Origin of the sequence: Vagococcus acidifermentans (assembly GCF_003987655.1) — a bacterium.
Lineage (GTDB): Bacteria > Bacillota > Bacilli > Lactobacillales > Vagococcaceae > Vagococcus_B > Vagococcus_B acidifermentans.
This window is the reverse complement of sequence record NZ_NGKC01000018.1, coordinates 1-17,063: the sequence shown is the minus strand read 5'-3', so window position 1 is coordinate 17,063 and position 17,063 is coordinate 1. Positions and strand designations below refer to the sequence as shown.

22 protein-coding genes, 1 tRNA gene and 1 riboswitch are annotated in these 17,063 nt (G+C 43.4%); of the genes, 9 read left to right on the top strand and 14 right to left on the bottom strand.

Annotated features, from left to right (window positions below; translation table 11 throughout):
- Nucleotides 1-102 precede the first annotated feature (102 nt).
- From rpsA to CBF27_RS12440, 6 genes are all read right to left on the bottom strand, one after another.
- Nucleotides 103-1,287 carry a 30S ribosomal protein S1 gene (rpsA, locus tag CBF27_RS12465; protein ID WP_126814798.1) on the bottom strand — a complete coding sequence of 395 codons (1,185 nt, stop codon included), beginning with the start codon at nt 1,285-1,287 and terminating at the stop codon, nt 103-105.
- Nucleotides 1,288-1,380: 93 nt separating this feature from the next.
- Nucleotides 1,381-2,055, bottom strand: a complete 675-nt coding sequence (gene cmk / locus CBF27_RS12460) for a (d)CMP kinase (RefSeq protein WP_126814796.1) — start codon at nt 2,053-2,055, stop codon at nt 1,381-1,383.
- 86 nt (nt 2,056-2,141) lie between these two features.
- Nucleotides 2,142-2,702, bottom strand: a complete 561-nt coding sequence (locus tag CBF27_RS12455; protein WP_126814794.1) for an SAG1386/EF1546 family surface-associated protein — start codon at nt 2,700-2,702, stop codon at nt 2,142-2,144.
- Between the two features lie 60 nt (nt 2,703-2,762).
- A complete protein-coding gene (locus tag CBF27_RS12450; protein ID WP_126814792.1) occupies nt 2,763-3,098 on the bottom strand; it encodes a RecQ family zinc-binding domain-containing protein in 336 nt (111 codons plus the stop codon).
- A complete protein-coding gene (locus CBF27_RS12445; protein ID WP_126814790.1) occupies nt 3,095-4,204 on the bottom strand; it encodes a RecQ family ATP-dependent DNA helicase in 1,110 nt (369 codons plus the stop codon). The genes CBF27_RS12450 and CBF27_RS12445 overlap by 4 nt, the downstream gene beginning before the upstream one ends.
- Nucleotides 4,201-5,262 (bottom strand): YpbB family protein, encoded by a 1,062-nt coding sequence (locus CBF27_RS12440; protein ID WP_126814789.1) that lies wholly within the window; start codon nt 5,260-5,262, stop codon nt 4,201-4,203. Before CBF27_RS12440 ends, CBF27_RS12445 begins: the two co-directional genes overlap by 4 nt.
- Before the next feature lie 21 nt (nt 5,263-5,283).
- On the opposite strand from CBF27_RS12440, the gene CBF27_RS12435 reads away from it, so the two are divergent.
- Nucleotides 5,284-5,493 carry a ferredoxin gene (locus tag CBF27_RS12435; protein WP_126814787.1) on the top strand — a complete coding sequence of 70 codons (210 nt, stop codon included), beginning with the start codon at nt 5,284-5,286 and terminating at the stop codon, nt 5,491-5,493.
- 21 nt (nt 5,494-5,514) lie between these two features.
- Here CBF27_RS12435 and CBF27_RS12430 read toward each other — a convergent pair whose 3' ends face one another.
- The 6 genes from CBF27_RS12430 to xerD form a co-directional block, all read right to left on the bottom strand.
- Entirely contained in the window at nt 5,515-7,287 is a 1,773-nt protein-coding gene (locus CBF27_RS12430) for an acyltransferase family protein (protein ID WP_126814785.1), read from the bottom strand.
- 266 nt (nt 7,288-7,553) lie between these two features.
- Nucleotides 7,554-8,135 carry an ECF transporter S component gene (locus CBF27_RS12425; RefSeq protein WP_126814784.1) on the bottom strand — a complete coding sequence of 194 codons (582 nt, stop codon included), beginning with the start codon at nt 8,133-8,135 and terminating at the stop codon, nt 7,554-7,556.
- Between the two features lie 131 nt (nt 8,136-8,266).
- Nucleotides 8,267-8,398: riboswitch (FMN riboswitch) on the bottom strand.
- A 91-nt stretch (nt 8,399-8,489) separates the two neighbouring features.
- Nucleotides 8,490-9,197, bottom strand: a complete 708-nt coding sequence (locus CBF27_RS12420; RefSeq protein WP_126814782.1) for a pseudouridine synthase — start codon at nt 9,195-9,197, stop codon at nt 8,490-8,492.
- 2 nt (nt 9,198-9,199) lie between these two features.
- Nucleotides 9,200-9,802, bottom strand: coding sequence for an SMC-Scp complex subunit ScpB (gene scpB, locus CBF27_RS12415; RefSeq protein WP_126814780.1), 603 nt, complete (start codon nt 9,800-9,802; stop codon nt 9,200-9,202).
- Nucleotides 9,799-10,572, bottom strand: a complete 774-nt coding sequence (locus CBF27_RS12410) for a segregation/condensation protein A (RefSeq protein ID WP_281273705.1) — start codon at nt 10,570-10,572, stop codon at nt 9,799-9,801. Before CBF27_RS12410 ends, scpB begins: the two co-directional genes overlap by 4 nt.
- 20 nt (nt 10,573-10,592) lie before the next feature.
- Nucleotides 10,593-11,489, bottom strand: coding sequence for a site-specific tyrosine recombinase XerD (gene xerD, locus CBF27_RS12405; RefSeq protein WP_126814870.1), 897 nt, complete (start codon nt 11,487-11,489; stop codon nt 10,593-10,595).
- Nucleotides 11,490-11,662: 173 nt separating this feature from the next.
- On the opposite strand from xerD, the gene CBF27_RS12400 reads away from it, so the two are divergent.
- Nucleotides 11,663-11,968, top strand: coding sequence for a hypothetical protein (locus CBF27_RS12400; protein WP_126814778.1), 306 nt, complete (start codon nt 11,663-11,665; stop codon nt 11,966-11,968).
- Between the two features lie 185 nt (nt 11,969-12,153).
- Entirely contained in the window at nt 12,154-12,597 is a 444-nt protein-coding gene (locus CBF27_RS12395; RefSeq protein WP_126814776.1) for a universal stress protein, read from the top strand.
- Nucleotides 12,598-12,838: 241 nt separating this feature from the next.
- Here CBF27_RS12395 and CBF27_RS12390 read toward each other — a convergent pair whose 3' ends face one another.
- Entirely contained in the window at nt 12,839-13,522 is a 684-nt protein-coding gene (locus CBF27_RS12390; protein WP_126814774.1) for a DUF6198 family protein, read from the bottom strand.
- A gap of 351 nt (nt 13,523-13,873) precedes the next feature.
- Between CBF27_RS12390 and CBF27_RS12385 the strand changes: the two genes are divergently transcribed.
- Nucleotides 13,874-13,944, top strand: a tRNA-Gly gene (locus CBF27_RS12385).
- A 255-nt stretch (nt 13,945-14,199) separates the two neighbouring features.
- Here CBF27_RS12385 and CBF27_RS14055 read toward each other — a convergent pair.
- A complete protein-coding gene (locus CBF27_RS14055; protein WP_148112304.1) occupies nt 14,200-14,448 on the bottom strand; it encodes a hypothetical protein in 249 nt (82 codons plus the stop codon).
- A 402-nt stretch (nt 14,449-14,850) separates the two neighbouring features.
- Here CBF27_RS14055 and CBF27_RS12380 point away from each other — a divergent pair, with 402 nt between their 5' ends.
- The 5 genes from CBF27_RS12380 to CBF27_RS14630 all read left to right on the top strand — a co-directional run.
- Nucleotides 14,851-15,405: a DUF3267 domain-containing protein gene (locus tag CBF27_RS12380; RefSeq protein ID WP_126814772.1), complete on the top strand. Its 555-nt coding sequence runs from the start codon at nt 14,851-14,853 to the stop codon at nt 15,403-15,405.
- 105 nt (nt 15,406-15,510) lie between these two features.
- Nucleotides 15,511-15,705 carry a hypothetical protein gene (locus CBF27_RS12375; RefSeq protein ID WP_126811759.1) on the top strand — a complete coding sequence of 65 codons (195 nt, stop codon included), beginning with the start codon at nt 15,511-15,513 and terminating at the stop codon, nt 15,703-15,705.
- Nucleotides 15,695-16,048, top strand: coding sequence for an IS66 family insertion sequence element accessory protein TnpB (gene tnpB / locus CBF27_RS12370; protein WP_126814771.1), 354 nt, complete (start codon nt 15,695-15,697; stop codon nt 16,046-16,048). Before CBF27_RS12375 ends, tnpB begins: the two co-directional genes overlap by 11 nt.
- A gap of 101 nt (nt 16,049-16,149) precedes the next feature.
- A complete protein-coding gene (locus CBF27_RS12365) occupies nt 16,150-16,836 on the top strand; it encodes an IS66 family transposase (RefSeq protein WP_126814769.1) in 687 nt (228 codons plus the stop codon).
- A 21-nt stretch (nt 16,837-16,857) separates the two neighbouring features.
- On the top strand, nt 16,858-17,063 hold a 206-nt coding region (locus CBF27_RS14630; RefSeq protein ID WP_148112306.1), incomplete at its 3' end, for an IS66 family transposase.

Sequence of the window (17,063 nt, the reverse complement as noted above, 5' to 3'; positions counted from 1 at the left end):
TCTTCTGAGGCAGACGATTATGCATCTAAACACTTCTTTACCATATAAATAAGCCGGTGCAGCGTGCACCAGCTTATCACAACATTTCAGTATTTAAGCAAATTAATCCTCTTTAGTTAAATCCTCTGCATTAATAATGTCGCCTAGAGTAAAACCAGTGCCCTCTTCCGGCATCTGATAATCATCTTCAGCTGCAACTTCATCATCTTCTTTTTGTTCAAGTGCCTTGATGCTTAAGGCTATGCGTTCGTTATCAGGATGAACTTCAAGCACTTTCACTTGAATCTCCTGACCTTCTTCCAGTGCTTCGTGCGGTGTGGCAATATGCTTATGAGAAATCTGGGAGATATGGACCAGACCCTCAACACCCGGGAATACTTCAACGAATGCGCCGAATGAGGTCAAGCGTTTGACAACCCCAGTCAACACAGAGCCGACAGGTGCTTTTTTGTCAATATCTGTCCATGGTCCCGGCAGTGTTTCCTTGATGGAAAGCGACACACGCTCTTCTTCAGGTTTAACTGACAAAACTTTGACATTGACTTCATCGCCGACAGTCAGCACATCTTCCGGCTTGTCAACGTGTGTATGTGCAATCTCCGATACGTGAACAAGTCCATCAACGCCGCCTAAATCAATGAAAGCGCCAAAATCAGTCAGGCGGGCGACCTTTCCGGTCAACACATCACCGTCATGTATGTTACTTAAAACCTCCTGTTTCACCGCTTCTTTTTCTGCCTCAACCACTGCCCGGTGAGATAAGATCAGGCGATTTTCGGAAGGTTCGATTTCCACAATCTTAAATTTCAGTGTTTTCCCTTTGTAATCAGAGAAATCTGAAACAAAATGGTCTTCTACCATTGAAGCAGGCACAAATCCGCGGACACCGGCATCAACTACCAGTCCGCCTTTGACGATTTCTGTCACAGGCGCTTCGATCAGCTTGCCTTCTTTGTAATCCTCTTCAATTTCTTCCCAAATCTTTTTCGCGTCAACACGACGTTTGGAAAGTAGATAACTGCCATTTTCTTTATCTTTACCCATCTCTGAGATAACGACTAAATCGATGATATCTCCAACGTTAACGATATCTGTAACGTTTTCAACGGCTAAAGTGGATAATTCTTTCAGAGGGACAACTCCTTCAACTCCTGCTCCGATGATCCCCACAATTGCCTGCTTGTTATCATCAATCGATAATACCTCTCCCTGCACAAGGTCACCAACCTTGACTTCCTGAACGCTTTCAATCGCATCTAACATTGTCTCGTTATTTTGCTCTGTCATCTTTTTTCCTCCTACGCCAGTTGCTCAAAATACTTACTCAATCCATTTTACCTAAAAAAAACTCACTTGACCAGAGCAAAGTGAGTTTTTGTATTAGTTTCTTGCATTTTCGGCATAATTTAAAATACGGTCGACGACTTCTTTGATACTTAAGCCCGTTGTGTCTAATAGTATCGCATCATCTGCTTGCACTAACGGAGAAGCCTGACGTGTCGAGTCTTGAAAATCCCGTAATTCAATTTCGTTTTTTAATCGGTCATAGTCAGTCGGAATGCCTTTTTCCTGATTTTCTTTGTAACGGCGCATGGCCCGTTCCTCAACACTCGCCACTAAAAATATTTTTAATTCTGCGTTAGGCAGAACCATCGTGCCGATATCTCTGCCATCCATCACGATCCCGCCGTCAGAAGCGATTTGCTGCTGACGTTTGACCATTTCTTCCCGAACTTGTTTGTGTGCCGACACATCCGACACATGTCTTGTTACATCATGCTGGCGTATAGCTGAGGTCACATCCCGCTCATTTAAAAAGACAAGTTGCCCATCCGGCTGCTGTTGAAAAGTAATACTGATTTTATTCAGCAGAGCCAACAGCCCCTCTTCATCATCAGGTGCAACACCTTCCTCAAGCGCAGCCAGTGTCAGTGCTCTGTACATCGCACCAGTATCACAATAAATATAGTGGAGTTGGTTGGCCACGATTTTCGCCACAGTACTTTTCCCGGCAGAAGCCGGTCCGTCTATCGCAATTTGAATTGTCTTCTTCATCTCAAAAAACCTCTTGCTTTCCTAAAAAATGACTGCCAGACATATCTGACACAAAAAAAATACAAAAAGTCGTCAGCTGACGACTTTTATTTCGTTCTAAGAACTTGCCCGACACTTAATGTGGTATCTGGTGTGATACCGTTCAAATTAGCCAGTTCTTGCGTTGTCATACCATGGTTTAATGCAATACGATATAAATTATCCCCGGCCTGAACAGTGTATGAACCGCCAGCTTCTGGCTGCTGTTCTTGCTGTTGCTCCTGAGCCTGCTGTTGATTTTGCTGTTCTGGCTGCTGTGCCTGTTGAACTTCCGAACTGCTTGATTCTTTTTCTGTCTCGGAGGTTGTTTCTTTCGTGCTTGTTGACGTTTCTTTGGTCGAACTGGACGTACTGCCTTCGACAATGTACGGCACAGAACTGTTGGTATCTTTTTCCACGCCAGTATTTTTCTCCTTGTTATCGTTCAACATAAAGTAGGCAAACACAGCCACACCGACAACCAAAAATACCAGCATAATCAAAACAACTGTATTGATACTCTTGCCTTCTGATTTGTTGCGGCGTTCACTACGCGATGTCATCTCTTCTTTGCTGGTGTCATAAATGGGCTGATCCCAGGGTTTTTTGTCTTGGTCTTTCTTACTCACTGTTATCCTCCTTACAAAAGTTCCACTGACTATTCTACCATATAATCGAAATCAAAGTCTTTAAAAATCGTTAAAAAAGAGCATTTTTAATATAATCTTCCAATTTTTTTCGATATCTACGCGGTTTGTTGCCTTAAACGGTTCGGAAGCAATCACTTTTTGGGGCAGACCGCAATTATCGCAACAATAAAATGCGGATGATTTTGCCAGTTCTCCTTCATCAAAATATGTCAGCAGTTTCTGTCGCCGGCAGCCGCTGCTGTGAACGTAATTTAAAACACTGTCCAACTGCAGCCGGCTTTCCAGCTGTTTCAGTTCGGCAGTCCGCTCAAAAGTCGTCCAGTCCATCTGGTCAGCAGTCAGTTGCTTCAACCATTTGCGCTGTACATCAGTCAATACGTCATTATACCCTTGTTTTTGCTCCGCCGACTTTTCCCTAAGAAATAACAGGGCTTTTTTTCCTGATAGCTTTCCTGCATCATCCGCCGATGAATCATCTCATCGCCTTGATTATAGAGAATAACCGATAAACTTTGCCCGCCGTCTCTGCCGGCTCTGCCGGACTCCTGCAAATAGCTCTCCAGACTGTCCGGCAAATGATAATGGATAACAAAGCGGATATCCGACTTGTCGACCCCCATCCCAAATGCACTGGTTGCACACAAGACATCCAGCTGTCCAGCTAAAAACTGTTGTTGGATTTTGGTGCGCTCCTGACTGTTCAAGCCTCCATGATAATACGCAGCACGCCGGTTGGTCAGCTGTCTAACTTTTTCTGACACCTGTTCAGTCATTTTCCGGCTGGTGAAGTAAACGATGCCCGGCACGGGATGAGCCTCCAGAAACTGTGTGATAAAGGCAATTTTATCGTCTGTTTTTGTAACAGCATAGGCAATATTCGGACGATTGACCGATTTTTGCACCAAGTGAAACCCGTCGCCGCCAAACAATTGCTCGCCAATATCTTGTCGGACCCGCTCAGTCGCTGTCGCTGTCAACGCCAAGGTCACCGGATGGTCAAGCTCTTGTTTCAACTCTTTCAACTGCAGATAGTCCGGTCTGAAATCAAATCCCCATTGCGAAATACAGTGAGCCTCGTCAACCACCAGAAGCGATACTGGCAGCTGCTTTAGCCTTTGTCGAATCCCCTTTTGCGCCATTGTCTCAGGACTAATAAAAATATATTTATACTCAGACAAATGCGACAAAATATAGCGCCGGCTGTCATAGTCAAGCAGACTGTTCAGGGCAACGACCGATTTATCGCGCTGTTTCAACCGACTGACTTGATCATCCATCAACGACAAAAGCGGTGAGACAATTAGAGTATGGCCGGGCAGTAACAAACTGGGCAATTCATAACAAAGAGATTTCCCGGTGCCGGTCGGCAAAACAGCCAGTACATCCTGATGAGCCAGCACATTGTCGATCACTTCTTTCTGGCCTTCTCTGAATGTGTCAAGATGGAAAACATCACGCAATATATGTTCAACAGCACTCATCGGACCACCTCCTTCTGGACACAGGCAAGCTGGTAAAAACGCATGCCGTGGTAGGTCAGCTGGGGATGCCGGCTATGGACTTCCTGCCATTGCCAGTTTCTGACATTTGGATGCTGCTGCCGATAGCCGGACAAAATTGCTGTTTCTTCATCTGATAAAAGCGTCAAATACGGAAAGCCAGCATCCTGAAACGAACAATCGATGATATGGTCATAAATCGTGTTTGGCCTCAACCGACGTCTGACAGCAATTGCCTCTGCACTCATTCCCTGACAAAACAAAGAAAACGTTTCAGCGGCACTCTGATTGCCGGAATGAACGGTAAACTGCTCAGTCAAGCTTTTCATTAGCGGAAACACGGACACTTTTTGCGTCGCAGCCGACATGAGGTGGTGCAGATGATTTTTAAATGTCAGCTCTGTGCGCAGTATCTCTTCCTGACGGTTGTCTGCTGCCTGCTGCAATGTCAACCCTGTCCGTAAATAGCCTGACAGCTGGCTGGCAAACAGCAGTGCATCTTTTTCCGGCAAAGACTGCAAAAAAAGGTACCATTCATTGTAGAGCAGTTGAGACGCGTTTTCCGGCTGCTGTTTCAGCCACCGTTTAAATATCTTTTGCCTGTAAACATTCGACTCCAGAGGAATATACTGATTGTTGCCGTGACTTTTTTCCGACAGTACTTGTGTGGCAAACGTCAGTATTTCCCAAAACAGCTCGTCCTGTCCGGCAAAGCGGTACCCGTCCAAATGCGGCAGCGGTTGAAACAGGTCGGCGTTTTGCAAACAGTCCTGTCCTATTTGAGTGATGGCTGCCAGATTGTCCTCAGAAATGATTAAAAAGCCAGCCGCACTCAGGCGTTGAACTGTCTTGTGGTAATCAGATTCTGTCAACTGTGGCAGTAAGCCGAAAAAAGGCAGGCAATAATAAAAATACCCGTAAATAAGAATGGAAGCTGTCCGTTTGCCGCGAAGCAAATGATAAAGGGTCGAGATTCTTGCCTTGTCACCATGACTGAATAAGGTTAGAATAAATAAATCAAGTGTTTTGATATCAATCACCTCACAGGAGTGTATCTTTAGATGCTATGCCAAATTATACCAGAAAAATGCATTGCTTGCGGTCTGTGCCAAGTAAAAGCGCCAAATATATTTGACTATACCGATGATGGTATCGTGATTTTCAAGGATTCCGACCAACTGGAGCAAACCATCCCTGAAAAAGAACAGGAACACTGTTTGGCTGCTTATCAGAAATGCCCGACCAGAGCAATTATCTTGCAAAAAAAATAAGAAGACGTGAGTCACGTGTTCTTATTTTTTTAGTTCTTTGATGATGAGCTGCGCGACATATTCTGCGAAATAGCCGGCCCCTGTATGATTCATATGGATATCATCTTCCTCGAACCAGTCATCATGATGTTGGGAATATGTTTTCCAGTCAATCAAATGGGCATTATCAAATCGTTTTGCCGTCTTTGCCAGCTCTGTATTGACCGATTTCTGCCATTTCCTGTTCACGGTCGTATTCACAAAAAACACCGGTTTGCCGTCCGCTACGTTCATCAAGTTGTCCATGTCTTTAGCCGAAAAACTGCCGTTAGCGCCTAAAACAACCAGGATGACATCACCGAAGGTCTGCTCTTTTTTCAATTTTTCAAAATCTTCGATGCTTTCAAACAGCTGACGCCCCACCTCGGCATCGATGTAACTGTTAGGAAAGATTTCCTGAATACTCGGTGCAGCACTAAGTAAAATGGAATCACCAAACCCGGTTAGGCTGATTTTCTTCGCCGCTTCAAGTTCCGCCGGTGTCATTTTTTTGACCGCCGATTTTTCTTTCTGTGCTGACGACTCTTTATTGAGTGCTTTTTGATTTTTTTCGAGCAGCCGCTGTAAGTCATTGGCTGCCTGATTTTTTCCGGACGGCGCTTGTATAAATCCTGCAACAAAACTTATCCCGAGCAGCATCACAGCAAACAGCGCCGCTTTATGGTGCCATAACTTACTCAAACCGTCCTTGCTGAACGTCAGCCCGGAGAGGTACACTGTCCGCTGAACGATGCGGTAGCTTACTTCCGATATGAGAAGGATGACAGATAGCTGCACAACTGTATGCAATACAAGATGACTGCCATCTTGGTGCACCAGCGTTTCATAAACAATCATTACCGGGAACTGCCACAAATAAATTTCATAACTGCGCGAACCGCACCAAGCAAACAGAGGATTAGACATCAGACGGTCAACATCAGGAAATTGAATGACCGTTCCCACAAGCAGTGCTGCTATCAGACTGAACACCAGCATTCCCCCGCGATAGACAATGGCCGAAGTATCTCGGACATGGAAAAAGCAGACCAAAATAATCATCAGGCAAGCTCCGGCAGCAAAAAAGCCCGTATAACGTGACACTTTTTCGAGTTCTGTGCGGTAAATCGACAGAACAACTGATAAAAGCGCGCCTAATAACAGCGAAAATACTCTGGAAAACGTGCCGAAATACACGATGTTCACATTGGCAGGTGTATAAAAGACTGCCATCGTGGCAGCCGAGAGGACGATGCCAATGCTGATAATTTTAGCCAGCAATTTGTCGTCATCAGCAACCCGGTAGTAAAGTTTTAACAAAAAAAGCCAAACGAGATAAAATTGGCCTTCGATAGACAAATACCAGAGATGACTAAACGGCGATGCTCCGGTAAACCGGTCGAAGTAAGACTCACCATTAAACAACTGCCACCAGTTATTGACAAACAACAGACTGCTGGCAACAATTTCCCGAAAATTACGCATCAGCGAACGGTCGATAAACGGCAGGACGGCACCGCAAATAAACAGGAAAAAAACCAACGGCGGGAGTAGTCTGCGCAGCCGGCGGAGGTACAGCTGTTTCAACTCAATGTCACCGCTCTTCTCCCGGCGTTTTCTGACACTGGTTGTCATTAAATAACCGGAAATAACAAAAAACAGCGGAACACCAAGGTAGCCGCCCGGCATTTTATTTGGTAGCAAATGATAAAAAATAACTCCTAAAACAGCTAATGTACGGATGCCGTTCATTCCGGCAATATACTTGCGGTTCACCACAAAATCACACCTGCCCTGCAATTAATATATGTTTTTAATATTACATTATTATTACTAAAATTTCAATACAGTCTTTGTTTTTTACTTATGTGTTACTTTCTTTCTTTTATGATAACAAATGAAAGCGTTTAGTTACAATTGGTACATTAATTATTTACTATTTTTTAAAAAAATACCGTGAAAAATAAAAACCCCCGCAACAAGTTGGAACAACTGTTGCGGGGATTGAGTTTATTCAATACGCTTTATTATAAAATGTTGACTTATTTTGACGGATGAATCATCATTGTTTTATTCTGAAGACTTGGAATAAGATTTTTATACACAACGAAGAAAACAACGCTGACCAAAATCACCTTCATGATATTAAACGGAATAACCCCGACCATCACGATTTTGCTAATCGGCATGCCCAAATCAAGGCCGACTACTTTCAAGTAGAAAGGCAACATCACAAAGTAATTGGCAGCGACCATCACCAGCGTCATTGCTATCGAACCTAACGTCAGACCTGATACCAAATGTTTGTTGTCGTTCTGTTTTTTTACCATATAATACACAGGCAGCAAATACGCTGTCGTGGCCAAAAAGCTTGCAGTATTCCCGATCAAGTTAGCTGGTCCGGCACCATTCATTATGAAATTTAGCAATGAACGGACAAAAGCCGTCATCACTCCCGGAATAGGGCCTAGTATGAAGGTACTGATTAAAATCGGAATATCGCTGAAGTCGACTTTCAAAAAAGGAAAGGCCATTATCAGCGGAAACTCGAACTGAATCAACAAATAAGCCATGCCTGCCAGTATTGCTGTGATAATCATGCGTTCTGTTTTACTTCTTTTCATCAAAAAATCCTCCTGTCAAGGATTCATCTTCAAGAAACATGTCGAGTGATACGAAATCAAAAAAATCTGCCTTTTTGCGTTCACGAACGAAAAAAGCAGAAGTCTTATCTGATAACATATACTCAAACAAGCCCTATCTTCTTTACTCAGACTGTAACTGTCGGTGCTGGAATCTCACCAGCTCGGCTGAACAATGTGTAACATTGAACAGTTCGTGGACTATACCACCGGTCGGGAATTGCACCCTGCCCGTGAAGACGAACCTTATGATATTTTATTTTACATCCTCATTATAACCTGTGTAGAAAAATTTGCAACTATTTAACCTGCTTTTGAGAAATTTTTTTCAATCTTTTATCCTACCAAGTCTTGTATTTCTTTTTTAGTGAGTTTTCGGTACTCTCCCGGACGTAAGCCAGCCAGAGTCAAATCACCGAATTTTTCACGCTTCAACTTCATCACCGGAAACCCGACCGCGTGAAACATTTCTTTGACCTGATGGTTGCGTCCTTCATGGATCACCAGTTCAACGATACTGGTTTTCTTTTCATGGTCAACAGACAGCACATTGAATCTTGCCGGAGCAGTCCGTCTGCGTTTAATCATTATCCCTTTTTTAAATGGCAGCAAATCTTTCGGATAGACGACTCCCTTCACTTTGGCAACGTATGTTTTCGGGACTTCGTGTTTCGGATGGGTCAGCTTATACGAAAAATCCCCATCATTGGTCATCAGCAACAGACCTGTCGTGTCATAATCCAGACGTCCCACAGGAAAAATTCTTTCTGGCACGTCAGTGAAAAAATCTGTGACGACTTTCCGTTTTTTGTCATCCGTCACAGCAGAGATGACACCGCGCGGCTTGTAAAACGCATAGTAAACATGACTTTCGCGTGCTATCGGCACACCATCGACTTCGATTCTATCCTTCACACCCACCTTGATGCCCATGTCGCGGACGACCTGACCATTGACAGCTACCCGTCCTTTGGCAATCAGCTCCTCTGACTTCCGACGTGACGCCACTCCGCTGTGCGCCAACACTTTTTGCAATCGTTCCATAATCAATCTCCTAAGTCTTCTGTATATTCGTCTTCAAATTGCTGGTTAAACTTATCAAAAAATAAATCCGTGGGAATATCATCGCCCACTTGTGTTTCTATGTCTTCGATGGACGGCAAATCATCAATCGTTTTAATGCCGAAGTAGTCATAAAAATAGGCAGTGGTACCATACAGGATGGCACGGCCCGGTCCGTCGACACGGCCCTTTTCTTCAATTAATTGTCTCAGTACCAGCTTTTGAATGGCACCGGATGACTGCACCCCGCGAATGTGATCAACTTCGACGCGGGTGATCGGCTGTTTATAGGCAATAATCGACAGACACTCCAAGGCAGCTTGCGAGAGCTGCTTCGACATGGACGATGTTGCATAAGCTTTCAGCAAATCTGAAAATTCTTTTTTAGTAGTCATTAAAAAACGGTCGCCAACTTCCAAAATATGGAGTGCACTGTCACCGTCAGCCGCATATTTCTGTTTCAGCCGTTCTACGGCGTCAAAAGCAGCAGATGTAGACTGCCCGCTTAAATAAGCCAGCTCATTGAGAGACATGCCTTCATCACCTGCTACAAATAACAGTGCTTCTATCTTATTTATTTCATTCATTCATTAACCCTCGTTTTTGTTCGTCGGTATAAATATATCGGTTCATGCCGTGTTGCCTGCTTGGCAACCACATCGCCCGACTTGACAACTTCCAGCAGTGCCATAAAAGTCGTGACGATTTCGCTCTTGGAGAACGAAGTGAACAGGTCATTAAAGTGAATCCCCTGGGAAGTCGGCAAATGTGTCAATTTAGTTAAAATGTGATCGATTTTTTCTTCAATCGTAAAACTTTCCGCTACAATGGTTGTTGTCAAAGGCTCTTGCGCTTTTTGCCGGTTCAGCATTTCATGAAATGCAAAAAACAAATCAATCGTAGTGATTTGATTTGGTTCCAACGGCGGCACATCTTCCCGGTAACAGTCCAAATTGGCAGCTTCTTTGGTGTAATAATGCCCACGTTCGATTTCTTTGTCTTTCAATACATCTGCTGCATATTTGTATTTACGATATTCCAAAAGCTGTGCAACCAGTGCATCCCGCGGGTCTTCCCCTTCGTCTGGATAATCGCTGTCCTCATCATAGGCGATTTCCTGCTTCGGCAGCAGCATTTTACTTTTTATCGACATCAGTGTCGCAGCCATTACAATATACTCGCCTGCCAGTTCCAAGTCCAGTACTTTCATTGTATGAATGTACTCCAAATACTGTTCAGTGATTTCTGAAATAGGGATATCATAAATATCGATTTCCAGCTGTTTGATTAAATGAAGCAATAAATCCAGCGGTCCCTCGAACACATCCAGTTTGACGTTTAATTCTGTCACTGTCATCCAACTTTCTTTCAATCTGACTAAGCACGCGGAAAATACTTTTTATACACATCAGCCATCCGCTGCTTCGTAATATGCGTATATATCTGCGTCGTCGAAATATCTGCATGGCCGAGCAGCTCTTGAACCACCCGCAGGTCGGCGCCGTTCTCCAGCAGATGAGTGGCAAAACTATGGCGCAATGTATGCGGCGTGACATCTTTCTGGATTCCCGCCTGCACAACATAAATCTTCAAATTTTTCCAAATCCCCTGCCGTGAAAACTGACGTCCTTTATAGTTCAAAAACAAGTAGGGATTGTCCCTGTTGCCTGAACGGTAGACTAATTCGGGACGCGACTTTTCCAAGTACTCATTAATCCAATTGATTGCAAGGTCGCCCAGAGGGATGATGCGTTCCTTGTCACCCTTGCCGACAGTCTGAATCAGCCCAAGTGAAAGATGCAAATCGTCCAGTTTCAGCGAAATCAATTCTGTCACACGCAAGCCTGTCGCGTACATGACTTCCAGAATGGCACGGTCGCGGATACCGAGGCTTGTCGTTGTATCCGGCATCTCAATAATTTTTTCAACCTCGGCAACAGATAATGTTTTGGGGAGGCGCTGCGTTTTTTTCGGTGTATCGACATACTGCATCGGGTCTGACTCCGTGTACCGTTCTTGGCGCAAAAACTGATGGAATTTCCTCAGACTGGACACCATCCGGATAATCGTTGCGGAAGACTTCCCTTCATTTCTTAACTCTTCCAGAAAGTCCAGCACGTGGTAGCGGTCAATATGTGACCAGTCAGCCACGTCCCTCTCCTCAAGAAATCCAAGGTAACGCACCAGATCCCTCTCGTAACTGGCCAGAGTATTTTTTGAAAGGCCGCGCTCTATTTTCAAATAGTGAAGATAATCTGTCAATGCTTCTTTCATAAACTCACTTGCCTTCATCATTATTCCTGTAATATCATATCAGTTTTTTACGGTAATTTCTAGGATTATGTTAACTAATCGACCGGCATACGCACGTTAAAAAATTTTGACAATAATAAAAATTCCTTTTTGGCAAAAATGTTTTATAATAGAGATGTACAGGAGGGGGTTTTTTGATAAAATTTGACCATTGTTTAACTTTGTTGCAAGACATTATATCGAAATTTAGTTCAAAAAAAATAAGTCTGTACGATGATTTGGTAGTTGTTCGCAAGTCAATCAGCGGCTCGAAAGTAATTGTCGATTTCATTTATGAGTCGGAAGATATCGTCCCTACCAAAGGCACAGACGATTTGTTTTTTGAAAAAATGAGAGTGCTTGATATTATTATGGAGTTAAATCATTGTGTCGATATAATGATCGAAGCGTTGGCGGATTTGGACAAATGCGAACAGGCACAACAGCAAGTTGACTCCTGAGCGTTTATCCGGTATTCACCAAAAAATGTCACATGAAAAACCGTTCATCACATCCTTTGTTGATCCAGATGAGCGGTTTTTTCATGCCATCAAGTCCCTTCGCTTTACGTGGCTGCCGCCGAATCAGGAGAAGCCTTTCATTTCAATCCTTTAGGTGCTACAATTAATGTAAGGAGGCGGTTTCAATGGAAGAAGCATATAAAAATGTTTTAGCAGCTTTTGACGGTTCGGCGCAATCTGAAAATGCATTGAAAAGAGCAATGTTCATCAGCAAACGTAATAACGCGGAGTTAACAGTCGTCCAAGTTTTTGATACCTTCGACTTCGTTTCCTCAGATTCAGCAGTATTCAACGCTGTATATGAGCAGCATAAATCAAACGAACAATCCGCCAGAGAAGAACTTGAGTCCAAAATTGAAAATCTCAACTTTGCGCTCAGTAAACCGGTCCAGATCATCACTCCCCATGGGAATGCCAAACGGGAAATCGTCAAGCTGGCTAAGGAAAAAGATGTTGACCTCATCGTTATCGGTGCCACCGGCAGACATAATGTGGAACAATTTTTTGTTGGCTCGACGGCATCATACGTCTTGACACATGCACACTGTACTGTATTAGTCGTTAAATAGGCAGAATACTTTCGATAGAAAAAAGACGTGCTGATTGCGCGTCTTTTTTGATGCTTCTGTACACTATTACAACGACTCAATTGACTCTCAGCCGGAAAACAGCAAAAGATATTTTTCACAAGCTAACTGCTTTGTGTTTCAGACAATTCATGTTATCCTGTTTACATTCCACAGTATAGCATTTAGTTGGCACCTCCTTTTAGATGTGCCCTTTTTTTATGCATAAACAGGTCTCTGCTGATTAATCCTTTCTGACTTTTGAAACAGACACTTTCGATACCGCCGTACTTTTGGCGAAACTGAATGATTTGATAAAATCAATCAAATAAGACGACAGTGTGACTGTTATCAACGAAAAAATAATTTTCTGCCATGAAATATAGCTGAGCGACAACAACAACACTGTCAGGTCCGTTGTCAAATAGGCTTTAGAAATCCTGATGTGGAATAACTTCGAGATGACAAGCGCCAGCGCATCATCTCCCCCGCTCGAACCGCCTTGACGCACAATAATACCGACCCCTACACCAACAAACAAGCCGCCCAAAATGGCTGCCATCAGCGGAGCATCAGCATAATTAGGCAAAACGGGAGCACTTAATTCCCAAAGCCTGAAAAAAGATGCCAGACTGATTGATGAAAACAACGAGAGTTTGATAAAGTTTTTCCCAAGATACTTAAAGGCAAACACATAACACAACAAATCAAGCAACGGAGACACAAACGAAGACGGCAAACGAAACCAGTGATGCAATAATAAAATAGCGCCCAGTACACCGCCCTCACTCACACCGCTTTGTTGATGAATGTTGTAAATACCGAAAGACAATGCTGCTGTCCCCAACGCAATCAACACCATCCGCTGCATTGAAAATAAAGCAACCGTCTCTTGCCACTCCAACTTAAGCTTTTCAATGACACCCATTAACTATCCCATCCAATTTTTATTCTCCCCTTTATCATACAAAAATAGACAACATAAAGCAAATAACGCTTACAATATTCCGAGTTCGTCAGCCGTTAGCAAGTAAGTTTTTATTTTTTATAAAAATATAAGTGTTTTTTCATTTGATTTTCAGTTTGGAGCTGTAGAATTTACAACAATCAATCATTCTTTTCATTTCAAAAACTCCGCATGCAGTTGCATGCAGCTAATCTAGTTTTCCGGGTTTTCCCGGTAACATTGAAAGACATCCCTTCACCAGGTGTCTTTTTTTTCAAAAAAATTCTCATGCTGCTTGAAAAATCAGCCGCTATCATCTATAATTTTCATTATGCGGGTGTAGTTTAGTGGTAAAACTGCAGCTTCCCAAGCTGCCATCGCGAGTTCGATTCTCGTCACCCGCTTCATTCTTCTTATTTACATCCGCTCATTTTTACGACAAATCAGCAGCCTCCTCTCCTCGACAGACACAATTTCCGGTTAACCGGCTGACAACCCAACAATCATTCGTTTAATTCCACGTTTTATGCTTAAAATGTATGAAAAATTTATATATATGTTATAATGAATGTAGTTATTATGTATTAAGCGAGGTGAACTTCTTGAAAAAATTTAGACTTATCGGCGTGTTACTGCTTGCAGTGCTGTTCGTAGTGTCTTCACCGTTCTCTGCTGTTGCGAGAGGCCATGGAAATGGACACGGACATGGATACCGTGCTAATAACACTCATTGCCCAAGATATGAAGAAGCCGGACAATGTGTCAACAACCAGACTCCCCAACACCAGCGGCAAGCTCAGCAAGTTGAAGAACGTCCGTTGAACAGATGCCAAAGAGAAGATTGCATTTATAAAGAAGACTGTCCATACTATAACGATGATGTACGTGTAAAACAACATCATTATCATGAACATGGCTATTGGATGGGGAACTGTCCTGCCAGAAGTTAATCACGCCGTAAAAAGGAAGCAGATGAACATTCTGCTTCTTTTTCGATTTCACGGTCATACTTCAGGACATTTTTTTCTCTGCTCTATGGATGCGGATCGCAGGTAACATGTTGCAGTGTTTCATTTTCTCGAACACACCATATACTCGCAGCGCATTTTGCCCGACTATCAAATTCCCAAAGTAAAAAACTATCCTTCAAACCGGTTGAATGCTTTTAAGGAACAAAGAAGTAGCACATGCGAAATTTCGAAACAACTTAGGATTATCTGAAAAAAATGGGTATGGCAGTGCCTGAAAGCCGGACCAAACTTGACTGATGATAATCGGATATCTATAATGTTGTCAGATTGGAGGGAAAAATGAAACTAATCAAAGAAGTTGACATCATTAATGACAAAAAGGCTATTGTGTGGTTGAATGTTGTAGCAATTTTCCTTGTAGTGCTCTTTTGGTTTTTATTCAAAGCGGCTGCTTTACTAATAAATCCTCCCGCAGTGCATGGAACTAGCGGTTACGGTTTAGCAGTTTCACTGATAATTCTATTTGTTCTTGTGATTGTCCATGAAGGAATACATGGTTTGTTCTTTAAAGTGTTTAATCCGAAAGGAACTGTATCATTCGGATTCAAGAACGGAATGGCGTATGCAACAAGCCCTGGTTCGTTTTATCCTAAAGCAAAATTTGCCATCATTGCGGGAGCGCCATTTATAATAATCAGCAGTGGTTTATTGATTGTTCTTGCAGCAGGAATTCTGAGTCCGCCTCAATTTACAGCAATTGCTGCTGTTCATGCCAGCGGGTGTGTGGGCGATTTTTACTGGTTACTCCTAATCAGCAAATCACCAAAAGGCGCCTTGGTCGAAGATACCGACAAAGGAATCAACATTTATGTGAGTGATGTGCATTCGCTGTAAAAGTATTAGACAAAAAAACAGTAAGCGCCTGATAAAACAGTATCTATCATCTGCTGCCACCCCCAAGTATACTTGAGCTAACAAACAACTATGGAGGTGGCATATTTGCATAAACCAAATGAAATAATCCCTATTCAACTCATCGAAGAAGTCAAAAGTGCGGACAAAAAAACACCGCGTCCAGCGAGACTTGCAGTGCGGTTAAGACACAAAGATGGCAGCGAGGTATTGATCTATAATGGCATCAATCAATACATTCTCCAAACAGTGTTAAAGGAGCTGAATACCGATGCTTCTTGATTTGACAGCTGTCAAACAGGTCTATATCGTGACTGGCTTTTGTGATTTACGCAAGGGAATCGATGGTCTGGCTGGTATCGTCCAACAAGACTATCAGATGGACGTCTATGATGATGCGATCTTTCTGTTTTGCGGCAGACGAAGCGACCGGTTCAAACTATTGTACTGGGATGGTGACGGCTGGCTGCTGTGCTATAAGCGTATCGAAAACGGACGCCTGCAATGGCCGCGCAAAAAAGACGAGGTGCGTCAGCTGACGCACCAACAAATACGTTGGTTGTTAGATGGGTTGTCGATCGACCAAAAACGAGCAATAAAACCCGGTGTTAACGGCCAATTTTAACAGAGAAAAAGTCGCGGAAAGGTTGATTTCATGCGCTTTCCCTCTGTTTTTTCGTGATGATTTAGGGTATAATAATAACGTAATCAAATGATAGAAATGCGGTGGAAATAGTGGCTTTATGTGATGATAAGATTCTTAAAAATAACAAAAATAACGATGTTTCCATCTTGCTTCAAGTCATTGAGACGTTAAAAGGAACCATCGAATCCACAAATCAAGCCAATCAACACTTAATAGCTGAAGTTAAGTTATTGCGTGAACAAGTAGCTTATTTGACTGATAAACGCTTTGGCCGCTCCAAAGAAACATTATCGAATCAAGTCAGCGGCCAGCTTAGCCTATTTTCGGAAGACCAGCCGTCAGAAGCAACACGTTCTGCAGAAACACCCGCAACGCAGACAGCCAGTGCCATCGAAGTCAATCAACACCGCCGAAAGGCCGGTCAAAAAGCAGCGAAGATCGCTCACCTGCCGGTGATTGATCAGCACCACACGTTAGCTGAAGGTGACCGGATCTGCGAGCAGTGCGGCAGTGTGATGACAGACATCGGCTCGACTCAGCTACGGGACGAGATTCTGTTCCATCAAGCAGCGCTTGACCGACTGAACCATCACCAGCACACCTATTGTTGTAAAACCTGTGATCACGCAGGCAGACCGTCTTTCAAAAAAGCGCCCGTGCCAAAACCGCTGATTCCCAATAGTTTAGGATCAAACAGTCTCGTAACACAGACCGCACTCATGAAATTTGAACAAAAACTGCCATGCTACCGTCAAGTCGAGTATTGACAACGCGTCCACGGATTAGCTATTACGCGGGACAACATCGCTAACTGGCATATCCTGGCGGTCAAGAACGCGCTGGATCCAATTGCAGAGCGGCTCAAGCATTACCTGTGTCAGGAAACCGTCCTGCATGCGGATGAAACGACGTATCGTGTCATCAACAGTCAGAAGGAAAAAACTTACTACTGGCAATTCTGCAGCAATCGTCACGGCAAACAGGCCATTGTCTA

Excerpts from the sequence above, each read along its gene's own strand:
- CBF27_RS12410 (WP_281273705.1), bottom strand. The coding sequence starts at position 10,572 with ATGACAGTGACAGAATTAAACGTCAAACTGGATGTGTTCGAGGGACCG.
- CBF27_RS12435 (WP_126814787.1), top strand. The coding sequence starts at position 5,284 with ATGCTATGCCAAATTATACCAGAAAAATGCATTGCTTGCGGTCTGTGC.
- CBF27_RS12395 (WP_126814776.1), top strand. The coding sequence starts at position 12,154 with ATGGAAGAAGCATATAAAAATGTTTTAGCAGCTTTTGACGGTTCGGCG.
- CBF27_RS12390 (WP_126814774.1), bottom strand. The coding sequence starts at position 13,522 with ATGGGTGTCATTGAAAAGCTTAAGTTGGAGTGGCAAGAGACGGTTGCT.
- CBF27_RS14055 (WP_148112304.1), bottom strand. The coding sequence starts at position 14,448 with ATGATAATGATGTTGTTTTACACGTACATCATCGTTATAGTATGGACA.
- scpB (WP_126814780.1), bottom strand. The coding sequence starts at position 9,802 with ATGAATGAAATAAATAAGATAGAAGCACTGTTATTTGTAGCAGGTGAT.
- cmk (WP_126814796.1), bottom strand. The coding sequence starts at position 2,055 with ATGAAGAAGACAATTCAAATTGCGATAGACGGACCGGCTTCTGCCGGG.
- CBF27_RS12380 (WP_126814772.1), top strand. The coding sequence starts at position 14,851 with ATGAAACTAATCAAAGAAGTTGACATCATTAATGACAAAAAGGCTATT.
- CBF27_RS12420 (WP_126814782.1), bottom strand. The coding sequence starts at position 9,197 with ATGGAACGATTGCAAAAAGTGTTGGCGCACAGCGGAGTGGCGTCACGT.
- xerD (WP_126814870.1), bottom strand. The coding sequence starts at position 11,489 with ATGAAAGAAGCATTGACAGATTATCTTCACTATTTGAAAATAGAGCGC.
- rpsA (WP_126814798.1), bottom strand. The coding sequence starts at position 1,287 with ATGACAGAGCAAAATAACGAGACAATGTTAGATGCGATTGAAAGCGTT.
- tnpB (WP_126814771.1), top strand. The coding sequence starts at position 15,695 with ATGCTTCTTGATTTGACAGCTGTCAAACAGGTCTATATCGTGACTGGC.
- CBF27_RS12425 (WP_126814784.1), bottom strand. The coding sequence starts at position 8,135 with ATGAAAAGAAGTAAAACAGAACGCATGATTATCACAGCAATACTGGCA.
- CBF27_RS12445 (WP_126814790.1), bottom strand. The coding sequence starts at position 4,204 with ATGAGTGCTGTTGAACATATATTGCGTGATGTTTTCCATCTTGACACA.